Below are 24,603 nucleotides of genomic sequence, written 5' to 3'. Positions count from 1 at the left end.
AGCATAAGGTTAGATTCACCGGCGACCGCGGACTGTGTAGCAGCTGCTACATCGGCGGGGAATTCAGCAAGCGTTAGTTGCGTTTGAGAATCTGGTCCATCACCCAATCGGTTTTCAATGCCTGATCGGCTACCGCCGGATGCTGCGCTTCACCCCGAATGTGCGCGTTCATGCCTAGCACGTGATGCCACTGGATGTGCTCGTGATTCTCAATGTGCAGGCTGAGGTTTTCATCGGCTTCAAGCTGAACCGGATGTTCATCGAATACGGAAAAGGTAATCCGGCCTTTGCTGCCGATCAGTTCGACCCGATCTTCGCGGCGATCCGCCACAAAATTCCAGCAGCCCATGCCCAAGGCTCCGCCAGCAAACCGCCAACTGGCGCTGACGGCGTCTTCAGCGGTATACAAACCGGCTTGCCGAGCGGTAAATCCAACGACTTCGACGATGTCACCGAGCAAGTACTGGAACAGGTCGAAACCATGGCTGGCCAGGTCGGCGAAATAACCACCGCCGGCAATTTTTGGGTCGGTACGCCAGTTGTCGGTGCCATCCTGATCAGCCGCCGATGGCGCTTTCGTGAGTGTCCAGGTCAAGTGCCGGACCTCGCCGATCCGCCCCTCCTCCAGCCATTGCCGCACCTGCTGGAAGCGCGGCAGCGAGCGTCGGTAGTACGAAACAAACAGGTGCAGCCCGGCGTCGGCAAAGACCTTTTGCATTTCACGGCTTTGCCCGGCATTCAGCGACATGGGTTTTTCGACGCAGCAATGTTTACCGGCGGCGGCCACCCTCAAGGCGTAAGCGTGATGACTGTCGGGTGGCGTGGCGATGTACACCGCGTCCACCTCGGGATCGTTGATCAGCGCTTCGACATCGGTGTAGACCCGAGCGATGCCGTGGCGCGCGGCGTAATCGGTCGCGGCTTCCAAACGCCGGCCCATCACCGCCACCAACGCCGAGCCGGGAGCCTTGTAGAAGGCCGGCCCGCTCTTGCGTTCAGCGACGCTGCCACAACCGATCATGCCCCAGCGCACCACGTTCATATTCACTCCCGGATGTTTAACCGATGCGCAGTGCGCGCAGGTCCAGATGACCGTCCTTGAGCGGCGGGCACCAGTAGTAACCACCGGTAATCGGCCGGCTCATGCGGTACAAACCGTCGGTGATGCCGTCTTCCAGACCGCTCATGCGCCGCAGTTGAGCTTCGAAGGCGTCGAGGGAGAAACCGAAGGCCAGGAACATCAGGCCGGCGCGATCGCCTTCGATCCAGGGCATGGAACGGCGCACCACGAATGCCTCGGGGGCGAAGCTTTCCTGGGCGGTGCGTTTGACGTGCGCGGAGATTGGCGCGTCGTCGATCTCTTCGTTGTCGCTCAAACGACGGCCCATGATGTTGTCCTTCTCATGGGACGGCATCGCGTGGAAGCCCTTCAGATCGTGCTGCCACTGTTGGATCGCGGCGAAGCTGCCGCCGACCATTCCGTCAGCGCCGTCACTCACCAACGCGGCGGCGACGGCAGCTTCGTCGTGAGGGTTTTCGGTGCCGTCTTCGTAACCGGTCAGGTCATGGCCGCTGAGGTGGCGGAAGGTTTCGTTCATCTGCACCAGGCGCAGGGCGGGGGCCAGCGCGGCTTCGATGGCGTTGCTGAGATTGAGCAGTTCGCCACGGTCAACACCGTGCAACCAGCACCAAAGGGCGTGCTGGGTCGACGGGTTGTCGACGCCGACACCGGTCAACGCTGGAAAGGCGCGCAGGCCTTCGATTTGCCCTTTTAGTGCCTTGACCAGGGATTTACCGAAACCGACCACTGCCGACTTCCCGTCCACCAGCCCCTGCAGATTTTCCAATGCGACCGGCAATGCAGCGACAGATTCGAGTGCGAAGAACATATGACGGGCTTGAGGCGGTACTGGGGTGGCGAGAATGCCCGGCTGGTAGTAACTCATATGAACTCCTTTAGAAAGAGCGCGAAGTTTAACCGCAGCATCAGCCGTTGTGTGTTTTCAGTCAAAAGATCACCTGTTTCTGGCGTGTATAAAAACCTCGATCCCGTTTCGATTTTCAAGGCCCTTCCCAAATGCGCTATATCCGCCAAGCCGACCCAAGGGCAGGCGCAATACCGTCTAATCTGAGTAGAGCACGACCACAAACACGCCTCTAGCCTCTTGATACAGGGGAAATGGGATGACCGGAAAAACCGCGCGACAATGCTCGTCATGGCTCCTACCCTCCCTGCTCGCCATCAACCTGGCGCTGACAGCGGGATGTACAGGCAAAGCTGCCACGGCTCGCTATTCGGCCCCAAGCATAGGCTCAAGCTGCTATGCAAAAGCGCTGCCCACTGCCGGAGAGGGCGGCCTGGCTTGGGGCACCACCTTGAGCATGGCGCGCAAAAAATCCCTGGATAATTGCATACGCTATGCCGGCCGATCCGGTGGCACGCCGGATACCTGCAAAGTGGTGTTGGCGGAGTGCAAAAATTAATAGAGCGCCAGCGAAGCTGCCGTTCGGTTTGCGGTCAACCACCTCACCGAACGTCAGTGAGGGGGACGCTCACGTCAGAAAAAATCGAACACAAAAAGAATGAATGAGCGTTATGACCGCCGCTCGGCGACTTTTCGTACAAACCCTAGACTCTGTTCAAGCCAGTAGCTCGGTGATCCACCGGGCCTGCCGGGCGATGTCTTGCACCTTTTCCCCGGGCACGGCCTGCCGCGCCCGGGCGAAGTGGGTCAGGGTCTGCTGCTTGTGGCGCAGTATGCGCTGCCACTTGACCAGGAACGCGGGGCTGCGTGCCTGCATCTGCAGCGGGCCGAAGTACAGCTCCTCGGCGGTGTACATCACCGGCCCGGCGCGCTCGGCGACGATGATTTCGTAGTCGAAGCGGTTTTCCTGCAGCACTTCCTCGCAGAGGATGCGGTAGCCATTTTCCATCAGCCATTGGCGCAGTGGCTGCTCGCCGCCGTTGGGCTGCAGGATCAGGCGCTCCTGGCCGCTCAGGCACGACTCGCCGCTGTCGAGGATGTCGCGGATCGTTTCGCCGCCCATGCCGCAGATGCTGATCGCCGTAATCCCGTCTCCCGGCTCAATCGCCGCCAGGCCATTGGCCAGGCGCACGGTGATCCGCCGGTCCAGACCGTTCTCGCGCACGGTGCGTTCGGCCGAGCGAAACGGCGTCAATGCCACCTCGCCGGCCACCGCCGCCGCGATGGCGCCACGGCGCATCAATGCCACAGGCAGGTAGCCGTGATCCGAGCCGATATCGGCCAGGCGCGCACCTGCTGGCACATGCGCCGCCACGCGCTCCAGGCGCATGGACAATGTCTGTTCGTTCAACTGCAGTTCCTTTTTCAGTGTCCGCATCAGGTCGATATCAGCAGGTCGCGAAAGGCGCAAGCACGCACCCCAGCCATAAGCGGACAGAGCGCGCCAGCACCGGCCTCCAATACCCACTTAAAGCTGGCTGTGATATTGCCATACCCACGTTGAGAGAAATCCCCCATAAATGGGTTGTATTACCCGCATCCTATTTCAACTTTTTTGATGGAGAACGGGCCACAGAATCAGGCTGCCCCGCCGGCGGGGAATTATAGGCTGTTAAATTTTTTGGCATAGAGAGTGCTGTGCGTTCACTAGTGCATTGATTGAGAGTTTGAAGCTGTTACCACTGGAAAAACAGCTTTCCCGGGGGCACTCCCTATACAGGCAACCGTTGCCTTGAAAAACACCTGCGCCGGAGATCAGGCGCGCATTGCTAGCCCTTCTGAGGAGACACTTTCATGCGCATCGAACCGCTGATCCTCACGCTGGTACTCATTCTTTTCATTTTCGCGACAGGGGCAGCCTGGAGTCTTGTCAGCTTGTTCAGCAGTTAAGAGTCAGTGGGAAGCATTCATCACGTTTGGGTTACAGGTGGCGGGTGTGTCGAAAACCGATTAACAGAAACAGGGTGAGCAGGCCGAGGACGGTGGTTCACCCATTTTCAGCTTAACAAACAGCCAGGTTTTTTAAAGAAAAGGGAGGGCATCCATGCCCCCCCTCCGCTTTCCACGCGTCTGCGACAGTACTGATCAGGACCTCAAGTGGCGAGAATGAAGTCTGCGGCAGTGACGGTTGTTGCATCGGCCACACCGACCAGGCGGATAGATTCAGCTCCTGCGGAGCTGATCAAGGTATCCGCACCGACATCGGTGATGATGACGGTGCCGGCAAAGGTCGCAGCAGTGACGCCGAACGCGGAAATATCGAGCCGGTCCTGGCCTCCCACCGCATTGGCATCGAAGCCGATGATCTGATCGGTCCCGAAGCCCGCTGCGAACATGAAGATATCGTTGCCACTGCTGGCAACCATCACGTCGTTGCCGGCACCGCCGGTGACCGTATTGTTGCCAGTACCGCCATCGATAAAGTCATTGCCGGTACCACCCAACAATGTGTCGTTACCGTCACCACCGAGCAGCGTGTCGTTGCCTGTTCCACCATTCAACACATCCGCCCCATCACCGCCGTCGAGGCTGTCATCGCCAGTACCGCCGTTCAGGGTATCCGAGCCAATACCGCCGAACAGTTGGTCGTTACCGGCGTCGCCATTCAGTGTGTCGTTGCCGCCGTTGCCGGTGAGGATGTCGTTGCCGCCGCCACCATTGAGAGTGTCATTACCCACCCCGCCGGTGATGACGTTATTCAACCCGTTACCGTTGCCGACGAAGTTGCCGACTCCGGTGTAGGTCAGATTTTCGACATTAGCGCCCAGCGTGTAGCTGGCCAGCGAAGTCTGCACGGTGTCCGTACCGCCACCCGCCACCTCGACCACCACGTCTAAGGCTGCATCGACGACGTAGGTATCGTTGCCGGCGCCCCCCAACATCCGGTCAGCACCTGCACCGCCATTGAGGAAGTCGTTACCCACCCCGCCGGTGATGGTGTTGGCCAGCGCGTTACCGGTGCCGGTGAAGTCACCGGCGCCCGTATAGGTCAGGTTCTCGACGTTGGCACCGAGCAGGTAGTTCGTCAGGCTGGTTTGCACCAGATCGGTACCTCCACCCAACGCCTCGGTGACAAGGTCACCGACGTTGTCGACCACAAACGTGTCGTTGCCGGCACCGCCGTTCATGGCATCCGCGCCGAGCCCACCGTTGAGGGTGTCGTTGCCGTCCTCGCCATTGAGGACGTCGTTGTCGTCTCCGCCGTTGAGGATGTCGTTGCCAGTGCCGCCAAACAACTGGTCGATACCGGCGAGGCCATTCAGCGTATCGTTCCCGCCCAGGCCAAGCAGCACATCGTTACCTGCGGTGCCGGTGAGGGTGTTCGCCAAAGCGTTGCCCTGCAGTACCACGCCCTGTACCACAACCGCCGCCGTCGCCGCAGAGGTCACCGACTCCAGCGTGCCGAAGCCATCGGTGTAGCGCACGATCACTCGCAGTTGCAGATTGACCTGCGCCCCACCAGGGGTGAAGGTCGCAGCAGTCGCACCGTTGATGTCGGTGAAGGACACGCCGACACCTTGCTGCCACTGGAAGCTGAAGGTGCCCAGCCCATCCGGATCGGCAATCCCACCCGTCAGCGCGGTCAGCACCTGCCCTTGATCCGGTGTCGTATCGCTGATCAGCAACGCGCCTGTCGGTGCATCGTTGACGTTGGCCACCGGCCCCAGGATGTTGGACGAAGCGCTTTCGGCCGCACCGAAGTCATCCACGTAACCGACCACTACGCGCACTGCCTGGCCGACCTGAGCCTGGCCAAGCGCGAACGTGCTACCGGTAGCGCCGGCGATGTTGACGAAGCCAGGCCCGTTGTTCGCCTGCCATTGGTAGGTGAACTGCGGATTGCTGAGGCCATCAACGTCGATGATGCTCGCCGGGTCAGCGGTCAACACCTGGTTCTGCACTGCAAGTCCGGTTACGGTCGGCCCTGCAGTCGGTGCATCGTTGACGTTGGCCACCGGTCCCAGGATGTTGGACGAAGCGCTTTCGGCGACACCGAAGTCATCCACGTAACTGATCACCACGCGCATTTCCTGGCCGACCTGAGTCTGGCCAAGCGCGAACGTGCTACCGGTAGCGCCGGCGATGTTGACGAAGCCAAGCCCGTTGTTCGCCTGCCATTGGTAGGTGAACTGCGGATTTTTGCTCAGGCCATCAACGTCGATGATGCTCGCCGGGTCAGCGGTCAACACCTGGTTCTGCACTGCAAGCCCGGTAACGGTCGGCCCTTCGGTCGGTGTACTGTTCCCAGACGAGTCGACGATCTCCAGCGTGCCCTTGGCATCCTGATACACCGCACGGACGCGGATGTTCAGACCCGCCACATCGTCCGCCACCCGGTAGGTGGTGCCGATCGCCCGCGATACCTCGCCAGCGGCGACAAAGGTGATGTCCTCAAAGACGCCCGACCCCGCAATGTTTTCGACCTGCCAGTAGTAAGCCACCCCACCGGTCACCGCACCGGTCGGATTGGCCACGCTTTGGTTGTCCGCGTCGTGTACCGCCGAATCACTGACGCGCAGCAACTGGCCAGCAACCGGCGTTTCGTCACGCACACCGCTGGCCGCATCGAGAATTGCCAGATGACCCGATGGGTCGGCGTTCTGGGCGGTCCCCACTCCGGACAACTGCGCACTGTCAGCGAACTGCAGACGCTCGATCCCGGTCAGGCGATCGACACCATCACGCCCCGCCACCGAGTCGGTCACGATGACCGTGTTGCCATCGATCTCGATGCCGTATTCGCCCAGATTGCCGGAGAACAGCGCCGTATCGAAGTTGTCAGTGCCGGTCAGAATCTCCCGCACGATGACCAACTGGCCCGGGTTGTAAGTACCGTTCAGCATAAACGGCACCATCGGCTCCATGCTGTCGAACGTGGCGATTTCCGGGCCAGTGCCATCAGCGTTCGCCCGTACGCTGATGCGTACGTTCAGCCACTTGTCACCGTCGATGATGTCGTCACCACCGCGACCTTCGATCAGGTCGCTGCCGCTACCGCCGAGGATGATGTTGCCGCCATCGAAGAACGTCGCTCCGGCTGGCAGCAGATCAGCCAGGCCATTGATCAGGTTGATGTTGGTCAACACACTGCCGGTTGCACCCGCAGTGGGCAGCGAGGTGGCGTCTTCGTTGTCACCGCGCAGGAAGTCACCGTGGGACGAACCCGACAGACCTTCCACGATGTCGAAACGCACCAGCGCCGAGGCCCCCGAACCCGGGACCGGCGGAACATCGAAAAAGCGGTCGCTGTAATCGATGGTCACGCCCTGTGCGAGCCCTTTGAAAGTCGCCCAGTCATAGCCGGAGCCGCCGATATAGCGGTCACCCATGCCGAGACTGCCGACCATGATGTCGTCGCCGCCTTCGGCATTGAACTTATCGTTCTCGTTACCGCCAATGAACACATCGTTGCCGATCACCGTGTCGTTGCCAGCCGGGTCGAAGTTGTCGCCAGGTGCACCGTCCGAAGTGCCCTTCTCGATCCAGTCGTCGCCTTCGTTACCCATGTCCTGTTCGTTGGCTTTGCTGCCCAGAATGAAGTCGTTGCCGTGGCCACCAATGGCCTCGGAAGCGTCCTCACCGGTGACAATGAAGTCATTGCCGAACCCGCCAATGATCAGGTTGACGCCGTTGCCACCGTGCAGCACGTCGTTACCGTCGCCACCCTGGATGTTATCGTCGCCGCCCTTGTCGGTGATGATGTCGTCGCCGGCGCCACCGCGCAGTTGGTCGTTGCCGTTACCGCCTTCGATGCGATCGTTGCCGCCATCACCCCAGACGGTGTCATCGCCACCACCGGCGATAAGGATGTCGGTACCGTTAGTACCGCCCAGCACGATGTGCTCGTCACCGGCGTACTTGATGTAGTTGGTGTCGGCGCCCGCGGTCAGCGGGTTGTCGCGGAACACCACCTGCTCGCCGTTCTCGCCAAGCGGGTCGGCGTTACCCAGGCCGTCGTTGTACTGCTTGCTCTGGTCCCTTTCCAGAAAGAACGCCGGGTCCGAGAACACCAGGCCCGGCAAGTGAGTGACCGAGGTGTTGGCCATGATCAGCTTGGCGAACGAGTTGCTTTCCAGCTCGGCGTTCATCGACAGGCCAGCGGTACGCTCTAGATAGTAGAAGCGGTCACCGTCCTGCAGTTTTTCCAACTGGTTCTCGAACACGAAGTTGAAGGTCGAGCCGAGCATGCCGCCGAACGGGGTTTTCTCTTCCGCCAGGCCGCCGATCCAGAGGTCGATGGCATCGACACCCGTGATGGTCACACCCTTCAGGTCGTCGGCAGTCCCCAGCACGCCATCCTTGCCGGCCAGCGTCACGTTAGCCCACGCACCAGTGCCGTTGAGGAAGTCCAGTCGATCAGCCGGTGCACCCGTACCACCGAATATCAGTGCCATTGCTGCATCGCGCTTGCCTTCCAGCGTGGTCGCTGCGGTGATCGTTCCATGCGTGCCATATGCCGCGATGAAGTTGATCAACGACTCCGGATGCTTGAGGTGCTGCACCAGGTCGACCCAGCTGCTGTACGGCTTAAGGATGGCATCACCCGTCTGGCTGTAGATTTCGCGGCGCACCGCGTTGAACGAGGGAATACCCACGTCGCGCCCACGGGCAATATTGAGCGCCGGCAGGTCAAGTGGCAGGCCGAGCAGATTATTGCGCAGCGCCTCGGTGACGAACTCGTCGATTTCGTTACCGGCTTGCCGAGTCATCCCGCGCACGATCGCACTGGTCGCATCCTCGGGCGTCACACCGCTGGCGGCGTACGCCAATGGGTTGAGGAACGCCGCGATCAAGCCCATTTGCTGATCGGGATCAGCGCTGTTTGGATCGCCAACCACATTGAAATTGACGTCGAAGCGATCGACAGTCTCGGTCAGCATCGAGTGGCCAAACCGGTACACGGTGTGGGCGAACTCGGCGACGATCGAGGCATCGAGGTCGACGTCATAGACTTGGGTCGGTGCAAAGAACAGGTCGACGTTGGGTTGGATGGTCCGCGCAAACTCCTCGAACACCAGGTGCTGATACTGCATCTCGGTGCCGAACTTGGCAGCCTGGAACAAGCGCTCGCCATTCCACACCAGCGCATCGATCTCGGCCTGGTTGGCGGGCAACCCGATCACCGGAGTCAGCAGCCATTCGTTGAGGAAGGCCACGTCACCTGAATCAAGCACGGTGTCCTTGGTTTGCGCGACCAGCCGATTGTGCTCCGAGTGGAAAATCGCATGCACCGCGGTCAGGCCAATGTTCTCGTTGACCCGGCCGTCGCCAGCGATGTAATGCGCATCGAGCAACTCGTTGTCGTAGGCCAGGTTGGCCCCGGTGTGCGGATTGACCGGCACTGCGTTGCCAATATCGGAATCCGCGTCAGGCACGAGCACGCCACCGCTGAACACCGGCGCTGCATTGTGGGCAATGTCGACGAGGAACTGGTGACCGGTGCGGACCGCATTGGTCAGGCTAATGGGGGAAAGCGGATTGCCTTCGACAAGCACGTCATCCGCTGTGCCGCCAAGGCCGTCCACCCCCTTCATCACGACCATCGGGAAGCCGTTCGGCCCCTTGATGAAATTGCCATAGGCGTCAGTCGCCAACAGCGGGGCATTATCGACGTCGGCATCGGTAAGGTGGATACCCAGAATGTCGTTGGCTTGCGCCTTGACCACTTTCCAGGTCGCCATGCCACCGATTTCGCTGTCGTCTGCGGTACCAAACTTGCCATCCGCCCCCAGGTCACGGTTAGTGATCAGCCTGCCGGTCGCGATGGGGCCGTTGTCGGTCAGCTCATAACCGCGCAGGAAAACCTGGTGCGATGGGTGCGAGCTGTAGGTCTGGTTTTGGTCCACGAACGGCGTCGTAGTATTGGCGTGCTCATGGATGTCGTCGGCCGTGCCGAGAATGCCATCCGCCCCTGGCAGGTTGGTCGCGCGGGTCAGCACCATGAAATTGGAGCTGCCGCCAGGCACATACAGCGGATCATCCGGTTGCAGCGGGATGAAGACGGTGCCCGAACCGCCCTTGGTGACCAGGTCCAGCCCATGATCGAAGAACTGCCCGAAGAAGGTCATCCACGAGTTGAACGGCGCGGACAACCCCGCATCCGGCGCGGTGTTCTCAAACATGTACACATCCTTGTCATCGGCAGTACCAAACTGGCCGTCCATACCCGGGCTGGCGACTATCCGCACGCCATCCTTGAGGATGTCGTCGTTACCCGCCGTGCCGAAGTTGAGCACACCGTCCGCACCCGGGTCGTAAGCCGTGGCGTAGGCCGCCGGGTTGTGCGACGTCTGGTCGACGATCAGATTACTGATGGTGCGCGGCTGCGAGTCAAACACATAGCCGCTGTTCTGCTGATAGGACGAACCCGGGATGGCCGGCGAACCGGGGCCAAAGAACCCGGCAGGAGCACCTTCCGCCGGATTGAAGACCGGATCGGTCAAACGCGGAAAGGTGTTGTCCGCGGCACCAAACTCGGTGTTGTTGATGCCGTTGAGGTTCATCAGGTTGTTGTTCGAGCCATCGACCGCACGCAGGCCCAACGGCGCGCGGATATTCGGGATCAGCGAGAGGATGTCCTGACCGGCCGCATCTGCCTCGGCGATCTTGATCTGATCAAGGATGAAGTTGAGGTCGGAGCGGACCATGTGAAGGCCCGCGCCACCCTCGGTGGCATCGACTACCGGTATCGGCGCCGTCGGCACGATCGGCGCGCCGGGAGCCACCACGTCAGTCGGCTGCGAGAACACCACTTCAGTCGTGCCATGACCATCCTGGTAGATCGCCTTGACCCGCAGTGACAGCCCGGCAAGATCCGGGGAGACCTTGAACGTGGTGCCATCGGCACTTTGGAATGCCAGGTCACCCGCAGGCAACAGGATGATGTCTTCGAACACGCCGCTGCCCGGGGTGGATTCGAACTGCCAATAGTAGGAAACCGAGGTGTTGTTGACGAGACCCTGCAGGTTACCCACGGTGATGTTGTTGGCATCGCGCACCCCGGCCATGCTCACGGTCAGCGTGTCGCCCACTGTAATGTCGCCGCCGTTGCCATCCGTGACAGTCGGCCTGCCGACCGGTTGCGCATTCAGCCCCGGCACCAGTACCCGCTGGGTGTCAGCGAATTGCAGGCGTTCGATATGCAACAGGGTATCGGCGCCGTCGCGTCCCGCTACCGTATCGGCCACGGTCCAGACATCGTCTGCCAGGTTGGCCGTGCCACGGGTGTCCTGGGTCACCGTGTACTCGGACTGAAGCCCGGAGAAAATCGCGGTGTCGAAGGCCGCCCCGCCCGTCGAGGTGCCGGGCAGAATTTCCCGCACAGCCTTGAGCTGCCCCGGGTTATAGGTGCGGTCCAGCATGAACGGAATCATGTCGACCATGCTGTCGAAGGTGGCGATTTCGGGGCCGGTATGGTTAACGTCGCCAGGGGCATAAACCGCGATTCTGACATTGATCCATTTGTCGCCGTCGATCAGGTCATCGCCGCCGCGGCCTTCGATCAGGTCACTGCCATTGCCACCGAGGATGATATTGCCAGTGGCAAAGCCGGTGGTAGACAAACCGGCATCGGCCAGAAACTGCTCCAGTCCGCGGATCAACGCCACATTGGTCAGCGCACTGCCCGTGGCACCACCGTGGTTGACGATCGTGACCGCATCGACATCATCGCCCTTGAGCACATCGGCGAATTTCGAGCCGGACAAGCCTTCGACCTCGGCAAAGCGGTCGAGAATCGAGGCCGGCGAGGCGCCGACCGGATTGAACACCCCGGCGTTCTGGTTTGGCGCGTTGCCGTGTGGCTGCGCCAGCGCGGCCAAGGACAGGTCAACGGTCACGCCGACCCTGTCATTTTTGTAGGTCACCCAGTCGAATCCGGACATTCCGTCCATCTTGTCCTGGGCATCGCTGCCGACAAAGATGTCATCGCCACCCTCGCCGATCATTTCGTCGAAGCCACCACCACCGATAAAGATATCGTTGCCGATCACATCGTCATTGAGCAACGGCGAGAAATTATCGCCAGGCGCACCGTCCTGCGTACCCTTCTCGATCCAGTCATCACCTTCGTTGCCGGTAGGTGGCAGGTTGGTCTTGGCGCCGAGGATGAAATCGTCACCCTGACCGCCGAAGGTGGTGGTGATGTCTTCGGTGGTGACGATGAAGTCCTGGCCATCGCCACCGAGGATCAGATTACCTAGCACCTGCATGCGACCGGCCACAATCACGTCGTTGCCGGCATTGCCTTCCAGGCGGTTGTCGCCGAACGAGTCAGTGATGATGTCATCGCCGGCGCCACCCAGTACTGCATCGTTCCCGGCACCGCCTTCGAGGCGGTCGTTGCCCCCGTCGCCGTAAAGGGTGTCATCGCCCTTACCGGAGACGATGATGTCATTGCCGGCAGTGCCGCCGAGGACGACATGGTCTTCACCGGTGTAATGCAGATAATTATTGTCCGCACCGACGGTGTCGGGGTTGTCGCGGATCACCAGCGGCACGATTTCCACGCCGTTGATCATCAAGCCGCCCGTTGGATCGACCCTGCCGTCCGCGCCAAGGCCAGTGAACTGATTGGCCTGATTCACTTCGAGGGTAAAGGTCGGCGTCAGGAACACGGTGTTCGACAGGTGGGTGACATCGGTGTTGAGCATGATCAGCTTGGCAAAGGAGTTGTTCTCCAACTCGGTGCCGAAGTTCAGGCCTGCGGTACGCGACAGGTAGTAGAAGCGGTCGCCGTTCTGCAACGCCTCCATCTGGGTCTCAAACACGAAGTTGAACGACGAGCCGAGCATACCGCCGAACGGCATCTTCTGCTCGGCGAGGCCACCGACCCAGAAGTCGATGTCGTCGACGCCCGTGATCGTTACACCCGTCACGTCGTCGGCAGTACCCAGCAGCCCATCCTTGCCGGCCAGCGTTACGTTGGCATAGGCACCGGTGCTGTTGAGGAAGTCCAGGCGGTCAGCCGGTGAACCAGCACCGCCGAATACCAGCGCCAAGGCTGCAGCGCGTTTGTCTGCCAGCGTGGTCGCCGCCGTAATCGTGTCATGCGTGCCAAAAGCAGCGATGAAGTTGACCAACGACTCGGGGTGTTTGAGGTTGTCCGCCAAGTCAGCCCAACTGATGTACGGCTTGAGTTGGCTGTCGCCGGTTGATGCGTAGAACTCACGCCGCGCCTCATTCAACGTCGGGATGCCCGTGTCGCGACCACGCGCCAGGTTCAGGGCCGGCAAATCGAGGGGCAGACCGAGCAGATTGTTGCGCAACGCTTCGGTGACGAACTCGTCGATCTCGTTGCCGAGCTGGCGGGTCAAACCGCGAATAATCGCTCCTGCCGCTTCGTCCGGGGTAGCCCCACTGCCTGCAAATGCCAGCGGGTTGAGGAAGGCTGCGATCAGCCCGAGTTGCGAGTCCGGGTTGTTCGGGTCCGTGAGGAGCGGATTGAACTCGGGGTCGAAGCGATCCACAGTCTCGGTCAACATCGAGTGACCGAAGCGGTACACCACGTGGGCGAACTCGGCGAGGATGGCCGGGTTGATCGAGGTGTCATACCCGTTGGGGGCAAGGAATCCGTCGATCTGCGGCTGAACGGTTCGCGCGAACTCCTCGAACACCAGGTGCTGGTATTGCATCTCGGTGCCGAACTTGGCGGCCTGGAACAGGCGTTCGCCGTCCCACACCAATGCCGCGATTTCGGCGGGTGTAGTCGGTATCGCGGCCACGTCGTCCGCCAGCCACTCATTAAGGAAGGCCAGATCGCCGGCGGCAAGGATGGTGTCTTTGGATTGCTGGACCAGGCGGTTGTGCTCGGAATGGAACACATGGTGCACGGTGGTCAGACCGATGTTCTCGTTCGCCCGGCCATCGCCGGCAATGTAGTGAGCGTCGAGCAGCTCGTTGTCATAGGTCAGATTATTGCCGCCCGCACCCACTGGCTGCGCATTGCCGACATCGGTGTCAGCGTCCGCTTGCAGAACCCCGCCGACGACAACCGGCGCGGCATTGTGGGCGATGTCGTCGAGGAAGCCATGCCCGGTGCTCACCGCGCTGGCCAGACTGATCGGAGCATCCCGATTGCCTTCGACCAGTTGCGTGACGTCATCAGCCGTCCCGGCGATACCGTCAGCGCCGTTACTGATGCGCATCACCACCTGCGGCATACCGCTCGAGCCCCGGATGAAGTTGCCATACGCATCGGTTGCCAGCAGCGGCACGTTGTGTACATCAGCGTCGGTCAGGTTGATGCCGAGAATGTCACGGGCCTGGGCCTTGACCACTGCCCAGGTCGCCATGCCGCCATTTTCGCCGTCGCCATCATCGGCAGTGCCGAACTTGCCATCGGCGCCGAGATCGCGGTTGGTAATCAAGCGCCCCGTTGCAACAGGGTCACCTGCCGCGTTGAGAACGTACTCGCGCAGGAACACCTGATGCGAGGGGTGCGAGCTGTAAGTCTGGCTCTGGTCTACGAACGGCGAGGTGGTGTTGGGCTGGCCATCATCGGCAGTGCCGAGTATTCCGTCCGCGCCGGGGGAATGCACTGCACGTGGCAGCACCATAAAGTTGGTCGGGCTGCCTGGCACGAACAACGGATCGTCCGGCTGCAACGGAATAAACACGAAGTCGGTACTGCTCTTGCTGACCAGGTCGAGGCCGTGGTCGAAGAACTGGCCAAAGAAGGTCATCCACGAGTTGAAGCCGGCGGTCAGACCGGCGTCCGCCGACACGTTGGGGATGAAGAACACTTGCTTGTCGTCATCCGTGCCGAAGACACCATCGGGACCTGGGCTGATCACCGAATCGGCACCGCCGTTCGCCGCAACCGCGGCCGGGTTATTGGCGGTCTGGTCGACGATCAGGTTACTGATGATCCGTGGCTGCGGGTCGATCACCGACCCGGTCCCGGCATAGGCCGCTCTATAAGAGGCATCAAGCAGGCGCAGGAAAGAATTGTCCGCGGCGCCAAATTCGGTTTGCCCGGCGACCAGGTTGTTGGAGCTGCCATCGACGGTACGCAGGCCGAATGGCACCTGACTGTTGGGTAGCAAATCACTGAGGCTGGCACCGTCGGCGTGCGCTTCTGCGATGAAGATTTGTTTGAGGATGAATTCCAGGTCGGACTTGTTGAAATTGGCCATGTTGATTGCCCTCGATCTTTTTGGGGAAGGACACGGGACGATAAGAATCCTCCCGTGCCCAGTCAGGTGCTGGCTTGCGCAGTGTGTTGGTTCATTTTTTTGGCGAGAGCTGGCACGGGGTGGCAGAGCCGTTACACGGCCCCCCCGGGATGCGCGCCTGGAATTCGCGGAGAATGGCTCGCTGAGCGATTAGGCAGAGCGAATCGCAGCCCTGGGTGGGCCATGGAAACTTGAAGAAAAGGCGAATTTCTGGAACAGCCCCTTCACTCTGCAGAAGAACGAAATAATCGACATGCTGTGCTCCCTCGGGAAAATCATCGCGCCTTGCGTTGCCAAAAAGTTGACAGGCTTCAGGCGGGCGGTTCCCTCAATGAGTAGGACTAAAGTTGCATAGTAAAAAATTGTCAATTTTACGCCGCACAAAACGGACGATTGGTAACTGACCTTTCAACTATCTGTTTTTAAAAGACATATAGGTAATTCGGCGCAGTGTTAGAGCGAAATGTTATTTCAGTTTGTTTCGACGCCACCTACGCTGCTGCCTAGGAAAGCAATGCAGAGATTTGCAGGAGATCCGCCCTAGAGCGACCACCCTGCGTATCGACCAGCTGCCTGCGGACTACATCTATTAGCTGTTGCGCCGCAAGGGCTAACGGCTTTTCGAAGAGGGGTCACCCAAATGCACAAACAGTCGAGCATTCGATCCGAACTGGCTGACGCGCTTTTTCGACTTCGCCGCAGTTTTTACTCGCTGGCAGGGTTCAGCGGCGTCATCAACGTCATGATGTTGACGCCTGCCGTGTACATGTTGCAGGTCTATGATCGGGCCTTGGTCAGTCGCAACGTCACAACATTGACGATGTTGACCATTCTGGTGATAGGCCTGTTCTTGCTGATGGCCACCCTGGAAATGTTCCGCACCCGCGTGCTGATCCGGGTCGGCAACTGCCTCGACATGGACCTCAATCGACGCATTTTCACCGCAGCATTCGAACGCAACCTGAGCCGCGCCGGAGGTAATCCGGCCCAGGCCCTGCAGGATCTCGCGCAGGTGCGTCAGTTCCTTACCGGCAATGGCCTGTTCGCTTTCTTTGATGCGCCATGGACGCCGATCTACCTGCTGGTCGCCTATCTGATCCACCCGCTGCTCGGACTGATCACGCTGATCGGCTCGCTGATTCTGGTGGGCCTGGCTTATCTCACCGAAAAGGCGACGCAAAAGCCGCTGGCCGAAGCCAATCAGGCCGCCCTCTCCTCCGCCAGCTATGCCAACAACAACCTGCGCAACGCCGAGGTCATCGAGGCCATGGGCATGCTGCCGTCGATCGGCAAGCGCTGGTACCAAAGCCATTTGCGTATTCTGGAAATGCAGACCCTGGCCTCCGACCGTGCCGCCCTGATCAGCAGCACCGGGCGCTTCGTGCGTATCACTTTGCAGTCGCTGATCCTCGGCGCCGGCGCGCTGCTGGCGATCGAAGGCAAGATCACCCCCGGGATGATGATTGCTTGCTCGATCCTCACCGGCCGCGCGCTGGGCCCGGTGGAGCAAGTCATCGCGTCGTGGAAGCAACTGCTTGGCTGCCGTTCGGCCTGGGGCCGGTTGAACGAGATGCTGAACGACTATCCGCGCCGGCCACCGAGCATGTCGCTGCAGCGGCCGCTGGGTATGCTGACGGTGGAGAATGTGTATGCCGGAGCCCCCGGCACCAGCAACACGATTCTGCGCGGAGTGAGCTTCAACCTTTCCCCCGGCGAAAGCCTTGGCATTATCGGTCCATCCGCCTCGGGCAAATCCACCCTCGCCCGCCTGTTGGTCGGCGTCTGGCCGGCACAGGCCGGCAAGGTGCGCCTGGACGGCGCGGACATATTCACCTGGAACAAGGGCGAACTTGGCCCTTGGCTCGGTTACCTGCCACAGGACGTGGAGCTGTTCGAGGGCACCATCGCCGACAACATTGCGCGCTTTGGCGAAGTGGACAGCGACGCGGTCATCCGCGCCGCCCGAACGACTGGAGTGCACGAGATGATCCTGCGTTTGACGCAGGGTTATGAGACCCGTCTGGGCACCGATGGCAGCCCGCTTTCCGGTGGCCAGAAGCAACGCATCGCCTTGGCCCGCGCGCTATATGGAGAACCCAATCTGATTGTGCTGGATGAGCCGAACGCCAACCTCGACGATGTCGGTGAAAAGGCCTTGGTCGATGCACTGGCCCAACTCAAAAACCGCGGTGCCACCGTCATTCTGATTTCCCACCGTCCCAATGTGCTCTGCGCCGTCGATAAGGTGCTGATGCTGCGCGACGGCGGCGTGCAGATGCTCGGCACTCGCGACGAAGTATTCGCAGCGCTGCGCAAGGCCACTGTGATGCCTGCAGGCGCGTCGACTCCGCTGGCCTCCGTCAAAGCACGGGAGTGACTGATCATGCAAATGAGCCAACAAACCGAGATGATTCACACCGATCCCAGGAACGAGGTGGATCTTGATGTCGGCAAACCCGTGCGCTGGGGCATGTTGCTGGTGCTCGCCGGCTTCGGCGGCTTTCTCCTGTGGTCCTGGCTGGCGCCGCTGGATGCCGGCGTGGTAGCGACAGGCACGGTAAAAGTCACCAGCAATCGTAAAGCCGTGCAACATCTGAGCGGCGGCACCGTGGAGGCTATTCTTGTTCGCGAAGGCGATGCAGTGAAAATAGGCCAGGAGGTGGTCCGCCTCGACTCGCTACGTGCCGTTGCCGAACAGGGTGCGGTCAGCGCCCAGTACATCGTCAGCAAGACGGTGGAAAACCGCCTGGAAGCGGAACGCGACGGCCGCAATGTGGTGAACTACGATCCCGAATTGCTCAAGCGCTTCGGGAATGACCCCCGCCTGGTGGCCGCCATGGATCTGCAACAACGCCTGCTGGACACCCGGCGCGCCGGCCTCGCTGGCGAAATCAGCATCCTGCAGGAAAACCTCGCGGCGTCGGCGGTACAGCTCAAAGGACTGCAGCAGGTCTATGGCGCCCGCGCCTCGCAGATCAACTTCCTCGACCAGGAACTAAAAGGCACCCGCGTGCTGGCGGCCGAAGGCTATGTGCCGCGCAACCGTCTGCTTGAGCTGGAACGCAGCAATGCCGACCTCTCCGCCGGCCAGGCCGAGAACCTCAATAACATCGCTCGCGTGCGTAGCCAGACCACCGAAATCAAGCTGCGCATCCTGCAGCGCCAGCACGATTACCTGAAGGAAGTCGTATCGCAGCTCACCGACACCGCCAAGGAAAACACCACCCTGGCTGACCGCTTGCGTGCGCTGGACTATGAAGTGACCCACACGGTGATTCGGTCACCGATCGATGGCATGGTCCAGTCCCTGAGCATTGCGACCATCGGCGGGATCATTCAGCCCGGCTTCAAGATCATGGAAATCGTTCCGGACAACGAACCGCTGCAGGTCGACGCGATGATTCCCGTGCAAGCCATCGACAAGATGGTCCCCGGCCTGGCCGTGGACATCGCCTTCCCGGCCTTCAACCATGCCCGGACGCCTAACATACCCGGCCGCGTGAAGACCGTCTCCGCCGACCGCCTGCTCGACGAGGAAAGCAAGCAACCGTTCTATCTGGCTCAGGTAGAAGTCACGCCCGATGGCATGAGCCTGCTTGGCAGCAATCACATTCGCCCGGGTATGCCCGCCAGCGTCACCATCAAGACTGGCGAGCGCAACATGATGAGCTATCTTCTCAAACCAATGCTCGAGCGTGTTGACAGCTCCTTCAAGGAACAATGAAATGGACCGTCATTGCCTGATCTTCTGCCTGCTGGCGCTGTCCCTCCCGGCCAGCGCCATGGACCTCAAACAAGCCTGGGATCTGTTGCAGTACCAAGGCCCTGTCTATCGCGCCGCCGTGCATGAAAAGGAGGCCGGCGTGGAAAACCGGGCCATCGGCATGGCGGGTTTGCTACCGCAGATCAGTGCCTCAGCCTACGACAACAAGGTCAATGGCACCCAGCGCCAGAGCGGCATCGAAAGGGATCTCGACTACGACTCCAAGGGCGCTAACGTGCGCTTGCGCCAGCCGCTGTTCAACAAACAGAAAATGGCCGAGTACCGCCAAGGTAAACAGCGTGCCGATTACAGTGTCGCGGTGTTCGATGCCAAGAGTCAGGACGCCGCGGTGCGCCTGGCCGAAAGCTATTTCGACGTGCTCCTGGCCAGCGAAACCATCCTCCTTGCCAAATCCAAGTTGAGCGCCTTCGACGAGCAACTCGCCTCGTCGAACCGGCGCATGGAGTTGGGGGCCGGCACCGTCACCGACATCGACGAGTCGGTCGCTCGCCGCGACCTCGCCGCGGTTGAGCTGATCGAAGCGCAGGACAACCTGGTCAACGCGCGCCGCAAGCTTGAGGAATACATCGGAGAAACCCCCGAATCCCTGACCACCTTGCGTCCGAGCTTCGATACGCCACCGCTGCTACCGAGCAACCTGCAGGACTGGTTGGTCAAAGCCCAGAGCGACAGCCCGCTGATCCATGCGCGCCGTCATAGCAGCGACCTCGCCGAAGAAGAAGTAAAGCGCGCCAGGGCCGGCCACTGGCCGACACTGGATTTCGTTGCCGGCTACACGGCGGGCGAGAGCCAATCAATCTCCGAGCTGAATCAACGCAACCGCTACGCCTCAATCGGGCTGGAAGTAAACTTCCCGTTGTACAACGGTGGCGGCACCAGCGCGTTGACACGCCAGGCAAGTGCCAATAGCTATAAGGCCCTGGACGAACTCGACGCCACGCGCCAGGAAGTCATCTCCGGCACCACCCGTGAGTATCGTGGCGTAGAGAGCGGCGCCACACGTATTCGCGCGCTGGAGAGGGCAGTTGCGTCCAACGAACGCTCACTGACTTCGACACGCAAAGGCTTCAAAGAAGGAGGCACCAGCACCAACTCGGATGTCCTCAATGCCGAAGAGCTGCTCTTCGTTGCGCGCCACGATCTGTTCGAGGCCAAACTGCGCTACTTGATGTCGCGCCTGCGCCTGGCCTCTTCGGTGGGCAGTCTGGGCGACGACGATATCGACCACATCAACGACTACCTCGGCCCGGAACTGTTGGTCACCAACTGACTTTCACACTCTCAGCATGAGACCCGGGAAGTCATTTGCGGGCTCTCTACCTGCTGCCCCCCCCTCTGCGTTTCTGAGCGGACGCTAATCGTAGAACGGCGCAACCAACGCCCGACTGCCGACGAAAAAGCTGTCGGCAACCAGTCGCAGCGGCTGGAGGTCCAGGTCACTGGCTTTGTCGTTAATCAGCTGTTGGAAATGTCGATACACCGCCGCGTACTCGCCCTCCTCCGATACGGCTTGGCGCACGCCGTCGATACTCAGCAGGGCGCCACCGTTGTCCAGTCGCAGGAGGCCTTCGGTGCAGCGAATCTCGATGCTCCAAAGTTCTTCGTGACCGTGGTCGAAATCGAACTCCGCGCAAACATCGAGGTGGTGCGCGTCAGACATTTTAATGGAAGCGGCGATAGGCGACTGGCAGTTGCTGGGGACTCGTAGTTCGGCAGACTCAACAAACAGCGGCAGCGCCAGCAGATGGGTTGCAATCGACAAGGCATTGATGCCGGGATCGAAGACGCCCAGGCCTCCAGGTTGCCAGATCCATGCCTGGCCTGGGTGCCACTTGCGCACGTCTTCCTTCCAGTCGATCTGTACGCTTTGCAGGGTGCGGGTGGCCAGCCAGTTGCGGGCGGCTTCGATGCCGGGCGCGTAGCGTGAATGCCAGGCGAACAGACCGCTGACGCCTTTCTCATCTGCAAGATTGACCAACGCCATCGCTTCACCCAACGTGGCGCACGGCGGTTTTTCGACCAGCACGTGTTTGCCAGCGGCCAGCGCTTGTTGCACCAGAACGAATCGTCCTTGCGGCGGTGTGCAAAACGCAATCGCATCGACGGCCGGGCCGTTTTCGAGCAGCTCGCTCAGGGACTGATAGTTCGCTACCCCGGCGCAGGGCTGCCCTTGCGTTGCGACAGATACCAACTGGAACGCGGGGTTGGCGTTGATAGCGGGAACGTGTTGATCCTGGGCAATCTTGCCGTAGCCCACCAGACCGAGACGGATCGGTTGCATCAATGACTCCTGATTTTTTTTCTTATCTTGGGAAGCGAACTGGCACGGCCTCGAAACGTCAACAAACTCTAGCGACCGATCAGCGAACTTGCCAACAACGCCTCCAACCCCATCGGCTTGGCAAAATGATAACCCTGGGCCTGCCCCGCGCCGATTTCGCGCAGCAAGTCCAGCGTCGCTTCATCTTCGACACCTTCGGCCACCACACTCAGGTCCAGCGATTCGGCCATCCGCACAATCGCCCGGACGATCGCGCGACTGCGGGAACTGGTGGTCAGTTCGAGGATGAACGACTTGTCGATCTTCAAGCCGCTGAAACGGTATTGATGCACATAGCTCAGGGATGAAAACCCTGCACCGAAGTCATCGAGCACCACCGACATGCCGTTGTCGGCCAATTGCTGCATGGTCAGTCGGGCAATCGCCGGCTCAGCTACCAGCGCACCTTCGGTCAACTCCAGGCAGATCCGCGACGGTGAGACCCGGTGCAGTGCCAACAGTGCAAGCACATCACTGGCGAAGTCCGGGCGCGTCATGCTGTAGCTGGAGCAATTTACGTGCACCGGAGGCCAATTGGCGTGCTGGGGCTGTGCGAGAATCACTGCAATGCTGGTGAGCATGTACAGGTCCAGTCGACCGATCAGGCGCAAACCTTCGACATCCGGCAAAAACTCGCCCGGCGCGATTACCCGGCCGCCCGGCTGATGCCAGCGGATCAGCGCTTCAAGGGCTAACAATTCGCCGCTTTCCACGCTGACAATCGGCTGGAAATACGGCAGCAGTTCGTCAGTACGTTTTAGCGCATTGCGCAAGGCTCCTTCACGCTCAACCTGGTCCGAGACTTCACGGCGCACTTCCTGGTTGAACACCGCGTAGCTGTCGCGCCCGGCACTCTTGACCCGGTACATCGCCGCATCGGCATCGCGTAGCAAGTCGGCCGGCTCGTGATGGAACTGACTGTCGGCGCTGACAATGCCGATACTGCAGGACGAAAAAACTTCATGGCCATTGATGAAAAACGGCAGGTCAAACGCCATCAGGATCCGTTCGGCGATTTCGATCAGCACGTCCGTCGGCGCCTCGGGAGCGAGCACCGAAAACTCATCGCCTCCCAGGCGCGCCAGCATGTCGGTGCCGCGCAGACAACCGCGTAAACGGTGGGCGGCCTGCATCAATAGCAGGTCCCCAAAATGGTGGCCGAGGCTGTCGTTGACCACCTTGAAACGGTCGAGGTCGATAAACATCACCGCCAGGTGCCCGCCTTCGCTGCCGAACTGCGACCAGGCAAGATTGAGGCGCTGTTGCAGGTAGGTACGATTCGGTAACCCGGTCAGCGCATCGTGTGAGTTTTCGTGTTGCAACTTGGCATTGGCGTGATCGAGTTCGCGGGTGCGGTTCTGCACCCGGGCTTCCAGCTTGAGGTTGGCGGCATGGATCGCTTCGGCGGCCGTGCGTCGCGACAAGGCTGTGTCAATGTGCCGCGACACGAACGTCAGCAGTTCCTGGTCACGCAGGGTATACCGCACCTGCGAGGTATAGCTTTGCACCGCAAGCACGCCACGCACCACATCGCCATCGAACAATGGAATGCCCAGCCAGGAGTAGGATCGGACAGACTCATTGGCAATCTCGATTTCACCCTGCGCAGACAATCGGTCAGCTTCGCCTGCGTCAATCAGGCAAGGTCGACGCTGACGGATAACGTACTCAGTCAAGCCCCGGCGCCCACGCCGTGCCACTGGGCAGGTCGTCTGCCGCTCATCGACATAATACGGAAAGGTCACTTCACTGGTCGCGTCGTCAAACAGCGCAATGTAGAAGTTCTGCGCGAACAGCAGATCACCGACAATGCCATGCAAGGTTTGAAATAACTCAGCCATGTCGCCTGGCTGGCTCGACAGTTCAGCAATCTGGAACAGCGCGCTTTGCAGATGTTCGGCGCGCTCCCGGTCTGCCACTTCCTGCCTCAATGCGTCGTTGAGTTCCGAAAGCTCCAGGGTGCGACGCATCACCGTCTCTTCCAAGTCCTCTCGGTGCAGAATTCGGTCCAGCGCCATGGCCACGTGGCGGGCCACCACCAAAAACAGCGCGCGGTCTTCAGCGCTGTAGGTGCGAGAAACGTCGTAGACCTGCATGGCAAGCATGCCAAACACCTCATCCGAGGCATTTTTCAACGGTGCGCCCATCCAGAACTCGGGACGATCACCTATGCAGTAGAAACGGTCCTCGGCCTGAGCCGCCAGAATGCCGGCGGCGTCGATCAGCAACGGCTGGCCAGTGGTCAACACATGCCCGGTCAAAGACAGGTGCGAAAGGTCAAGGTATTCGTAGTTCTCGGACTCCAGGGCATCAACGTCGATGATGTCGACGTAATACGGGTAGTCAATCTTGCCACTGTGCGGGTCATACAGCGCGAGATAGAAGTTCTCGGCGTCGATCAGGCTAGCCAGCAGCCGGTGAACCCCCACCAGAAACACTGACCGGTCGCGGGTCGAGCTGGCCAGGTAGGTAATTTCATACAGCACACGCTGAGTAATCTGCGCACGGGCAAGGGTATTGGTCTGTACCTGAATGCCCAGGCGCTGGGCAAACTCGGCGAGCGCCGGTTCCGCGGCATCGGTGACTGGCGCGAGTAGCCAACCCAGCACACCTTCGCCTCTACCGGTCGGCCAGCGGTGCAAGTGCCGGGTCAGGCAAAAGGCTTCAAACTCTTCATTCGCAACGCTTGACGGCCAGTGTTCCCGCGGGTCGCCCTGCCCGACCAAATGCATTTGTTCACCGGCGCGGTAAACTACCCAGGCGGTGGTGTGGGCCCAGTTGCGCGCTGAGTCCAGCAATTGTTCGATCGTGTCCTCGTTGCCAGCGTAGGCCAGGCCGACAGTATCCGAATTCCCATTTTGTTGAAATGCAACTACGTCGCAATCGATCAATTGCCGCGGGGAGTCGGTCAATGGACAAAAACTCATCAGCGCTCCCTGAGCCAGAAACTGGCGATACTCACTTACTGATGGCTAGCAACGTTCCGGTGAGCTTCCGTTTAAAGCTTATAGAAGTTTTTTTCAATAGTTTTATTTGCTTTAGTGCCAACTAAGGGACGGACAACGAGTTATTCGCTCCTTATTGTTGTCCAGGATCTAATCACGCCGAAGTCGAAAACCGCTATGCAAGGCATTCCTGATCGCTTACGAAGCTGGGCGAGGAGTCTGGAACGTCAGACCATGGTGCTCTGGTTTTGCTATCAGCACCCGCAAACACCTCGGCTAGCCCAATTCATTTCAGTCTTTGTTGCCAATCGACCTGATACCCGATTTCAGTACTCGGGTACCTGGATGACATGATCAATTTGCCGTTTGGAATGTGGCACACGAACCCCCGATT

Annotated in this window: 10 protein-coding genes; 4 read left to right on the top strand and 6 right to left on the bottom strand. The window is 60.2% G+C overall.

The features are described 5' to 3' along the window. Nucleotides 1-73: 73 nt before the first annotated feature. Nucleotides 74-1,042, bottom strand: a complete 969-nt coding sequence (locus tag ACYZT0_RS08555; protein WP_462045442.1) for a Gfo/Idh/MocA family protein — start codon at nt 1,040-1,042, stop codon at nt 74-76. 16 nt (nt 1,043-1,058) lie between these two features. Beyond that, entirely contained in the window at nt 1,059-1,946 is an 888-nt protein-coding gene (locus tag ACYZT0_RS08550) for a Dyp-type peroxidase (RefSeq protein ID WP_462045441.1), read from the bottom strand. A gap of 238 nt (nt 1,947-2,184) precedes the next feature. On the opposite strand from ACYZT0_RS08550, the gene ACYZT0_RS08545 reads away from it, so the two are divergent. After that, a complete protein-coding gene (locus ACYZT0_RS08545) occupies nt 2,185-2,484 on the top strand; it encodes a hypothetical protein (RefSeq protein WP_462045440.1) in 300 nt (99 codons plus the stop codon). Between the two features lie 156 nt (nt 2,485-2,640). Here ACYZT0_RS08545 and ACYZT0_RS08540 read toward each other — a convergent pair whose 3' ends face one another. Together ACYZT0_RS08540 and ACYZT0_RS08535 are read right to left on the bottom strand one after the other, a co-directional pair. Further along, a complete protein-coding gene (locus ACYZT0_RS08540) occupies nt 2,641-3,336 on the bottom strand; it encodes a tRNA (adenine(22)-N(1))-methyltransferase (protein WP_462046524.1) in 696 nt (231 codons plus the stop codon). A 742-nt stretch (nt 3,337-4,078) separates the two neighbouring features. After that, a complete protein-coding gene (locus ACYZT0_RS08535) occupies nt 4,079-15,121 on the bottom strand; it encodes a peroxidase family protein (RefSeq protein WP_462045439.1) in 11,043 nt (3,680 codons plus the stop codon). A 679-nt stretch (nt 15,122-15,800) separates the two neighbouring features. On the opposite strand from ACYZT0_RS08535, the gene ACYZT0_RS08530 reads away from it, so the two are divergent. The 3 genes from ACYZT0_RS08530 to ACYZT0_RS08520 are packed head-to-tail and all read left to right on the top strand — an operon-like array spanning nt 15,801 to nt 20,214. Beyond that, nucleotides 15,801-17,537 (top strand): type I secretion system permease/ATPase, encoded by a 1,737-nt coding sequence (locus tag ACYZT0_RS08530; protein ID WP_462045438.1) that lies wholly within the window; start codon nt 15,801-15,803, stop codon nt 17,535-17,537. Between the two features lie 6 nt (nt 17,538-17,543). Further along, nucleotides 17,544-18,884: an HlyD family type I secretion periplasmic adaptor subunit gene (locus ACYZT0_RS08525; protein WP_462045437.1), complete on the top strand. Its 1,341-nt coding sequence runs from the start codon at nt 17,544-17,546 to the stop codon at nt 18,882-18,884. Nucleotide 18,885: 1 nt separating this feature from the next. Beyond that, nucleotides 18,886-20,214, top strand: a complete 1,329-nt coding sequence (locus ACYZT0_RS08520; protein ID WP_462045436.1) for a TolC family outer membrane protein — start codon at nt 18,886-18,888, stop codon at nt 20,212-20,214. Between the two features lie 84 nt (nt 20,215-20,298). Here ACYZT0_RS08520 and ACYZT0_RS08515 read toward each other — a convergent pair whose 3' ends face one another. Next, nucleotides 20,299-21,225, bottom strand: coding sequence for a Gfo/Idh/MocA family protein (locus tag ACYZT0_RS08515; RefSeq protein ID WP_462045435.1), 927 nt, complete (start codon nt 21,223-21,225; stop codon nt 20,299-20,301). 68 nt (nt 21,226-21,293) lie between these two features. Next, nucleotides 21,294-24,191 (bottom strand): sensor domain-containing phosphodiesterase, encoded by a 2,898-nt coding sequence (locus ACYZT0_RS08510; RefSeq protein WP_462045434.1) that lies wholly within the window; start codon nt 24,189-24,191, stop codon nt 21,294-21,296. Between the last annotated feature and the right edge of the window lie 412 nt (nt 24,192-24,603).

This window comes from Pseudomonas sp. ZS1P83, from assembly GCF_054897825.1.
Note: the sequence above shows the minus strand (reverse complement) of the source record. Positions and strands in the feature narration are given on the sequence as shown.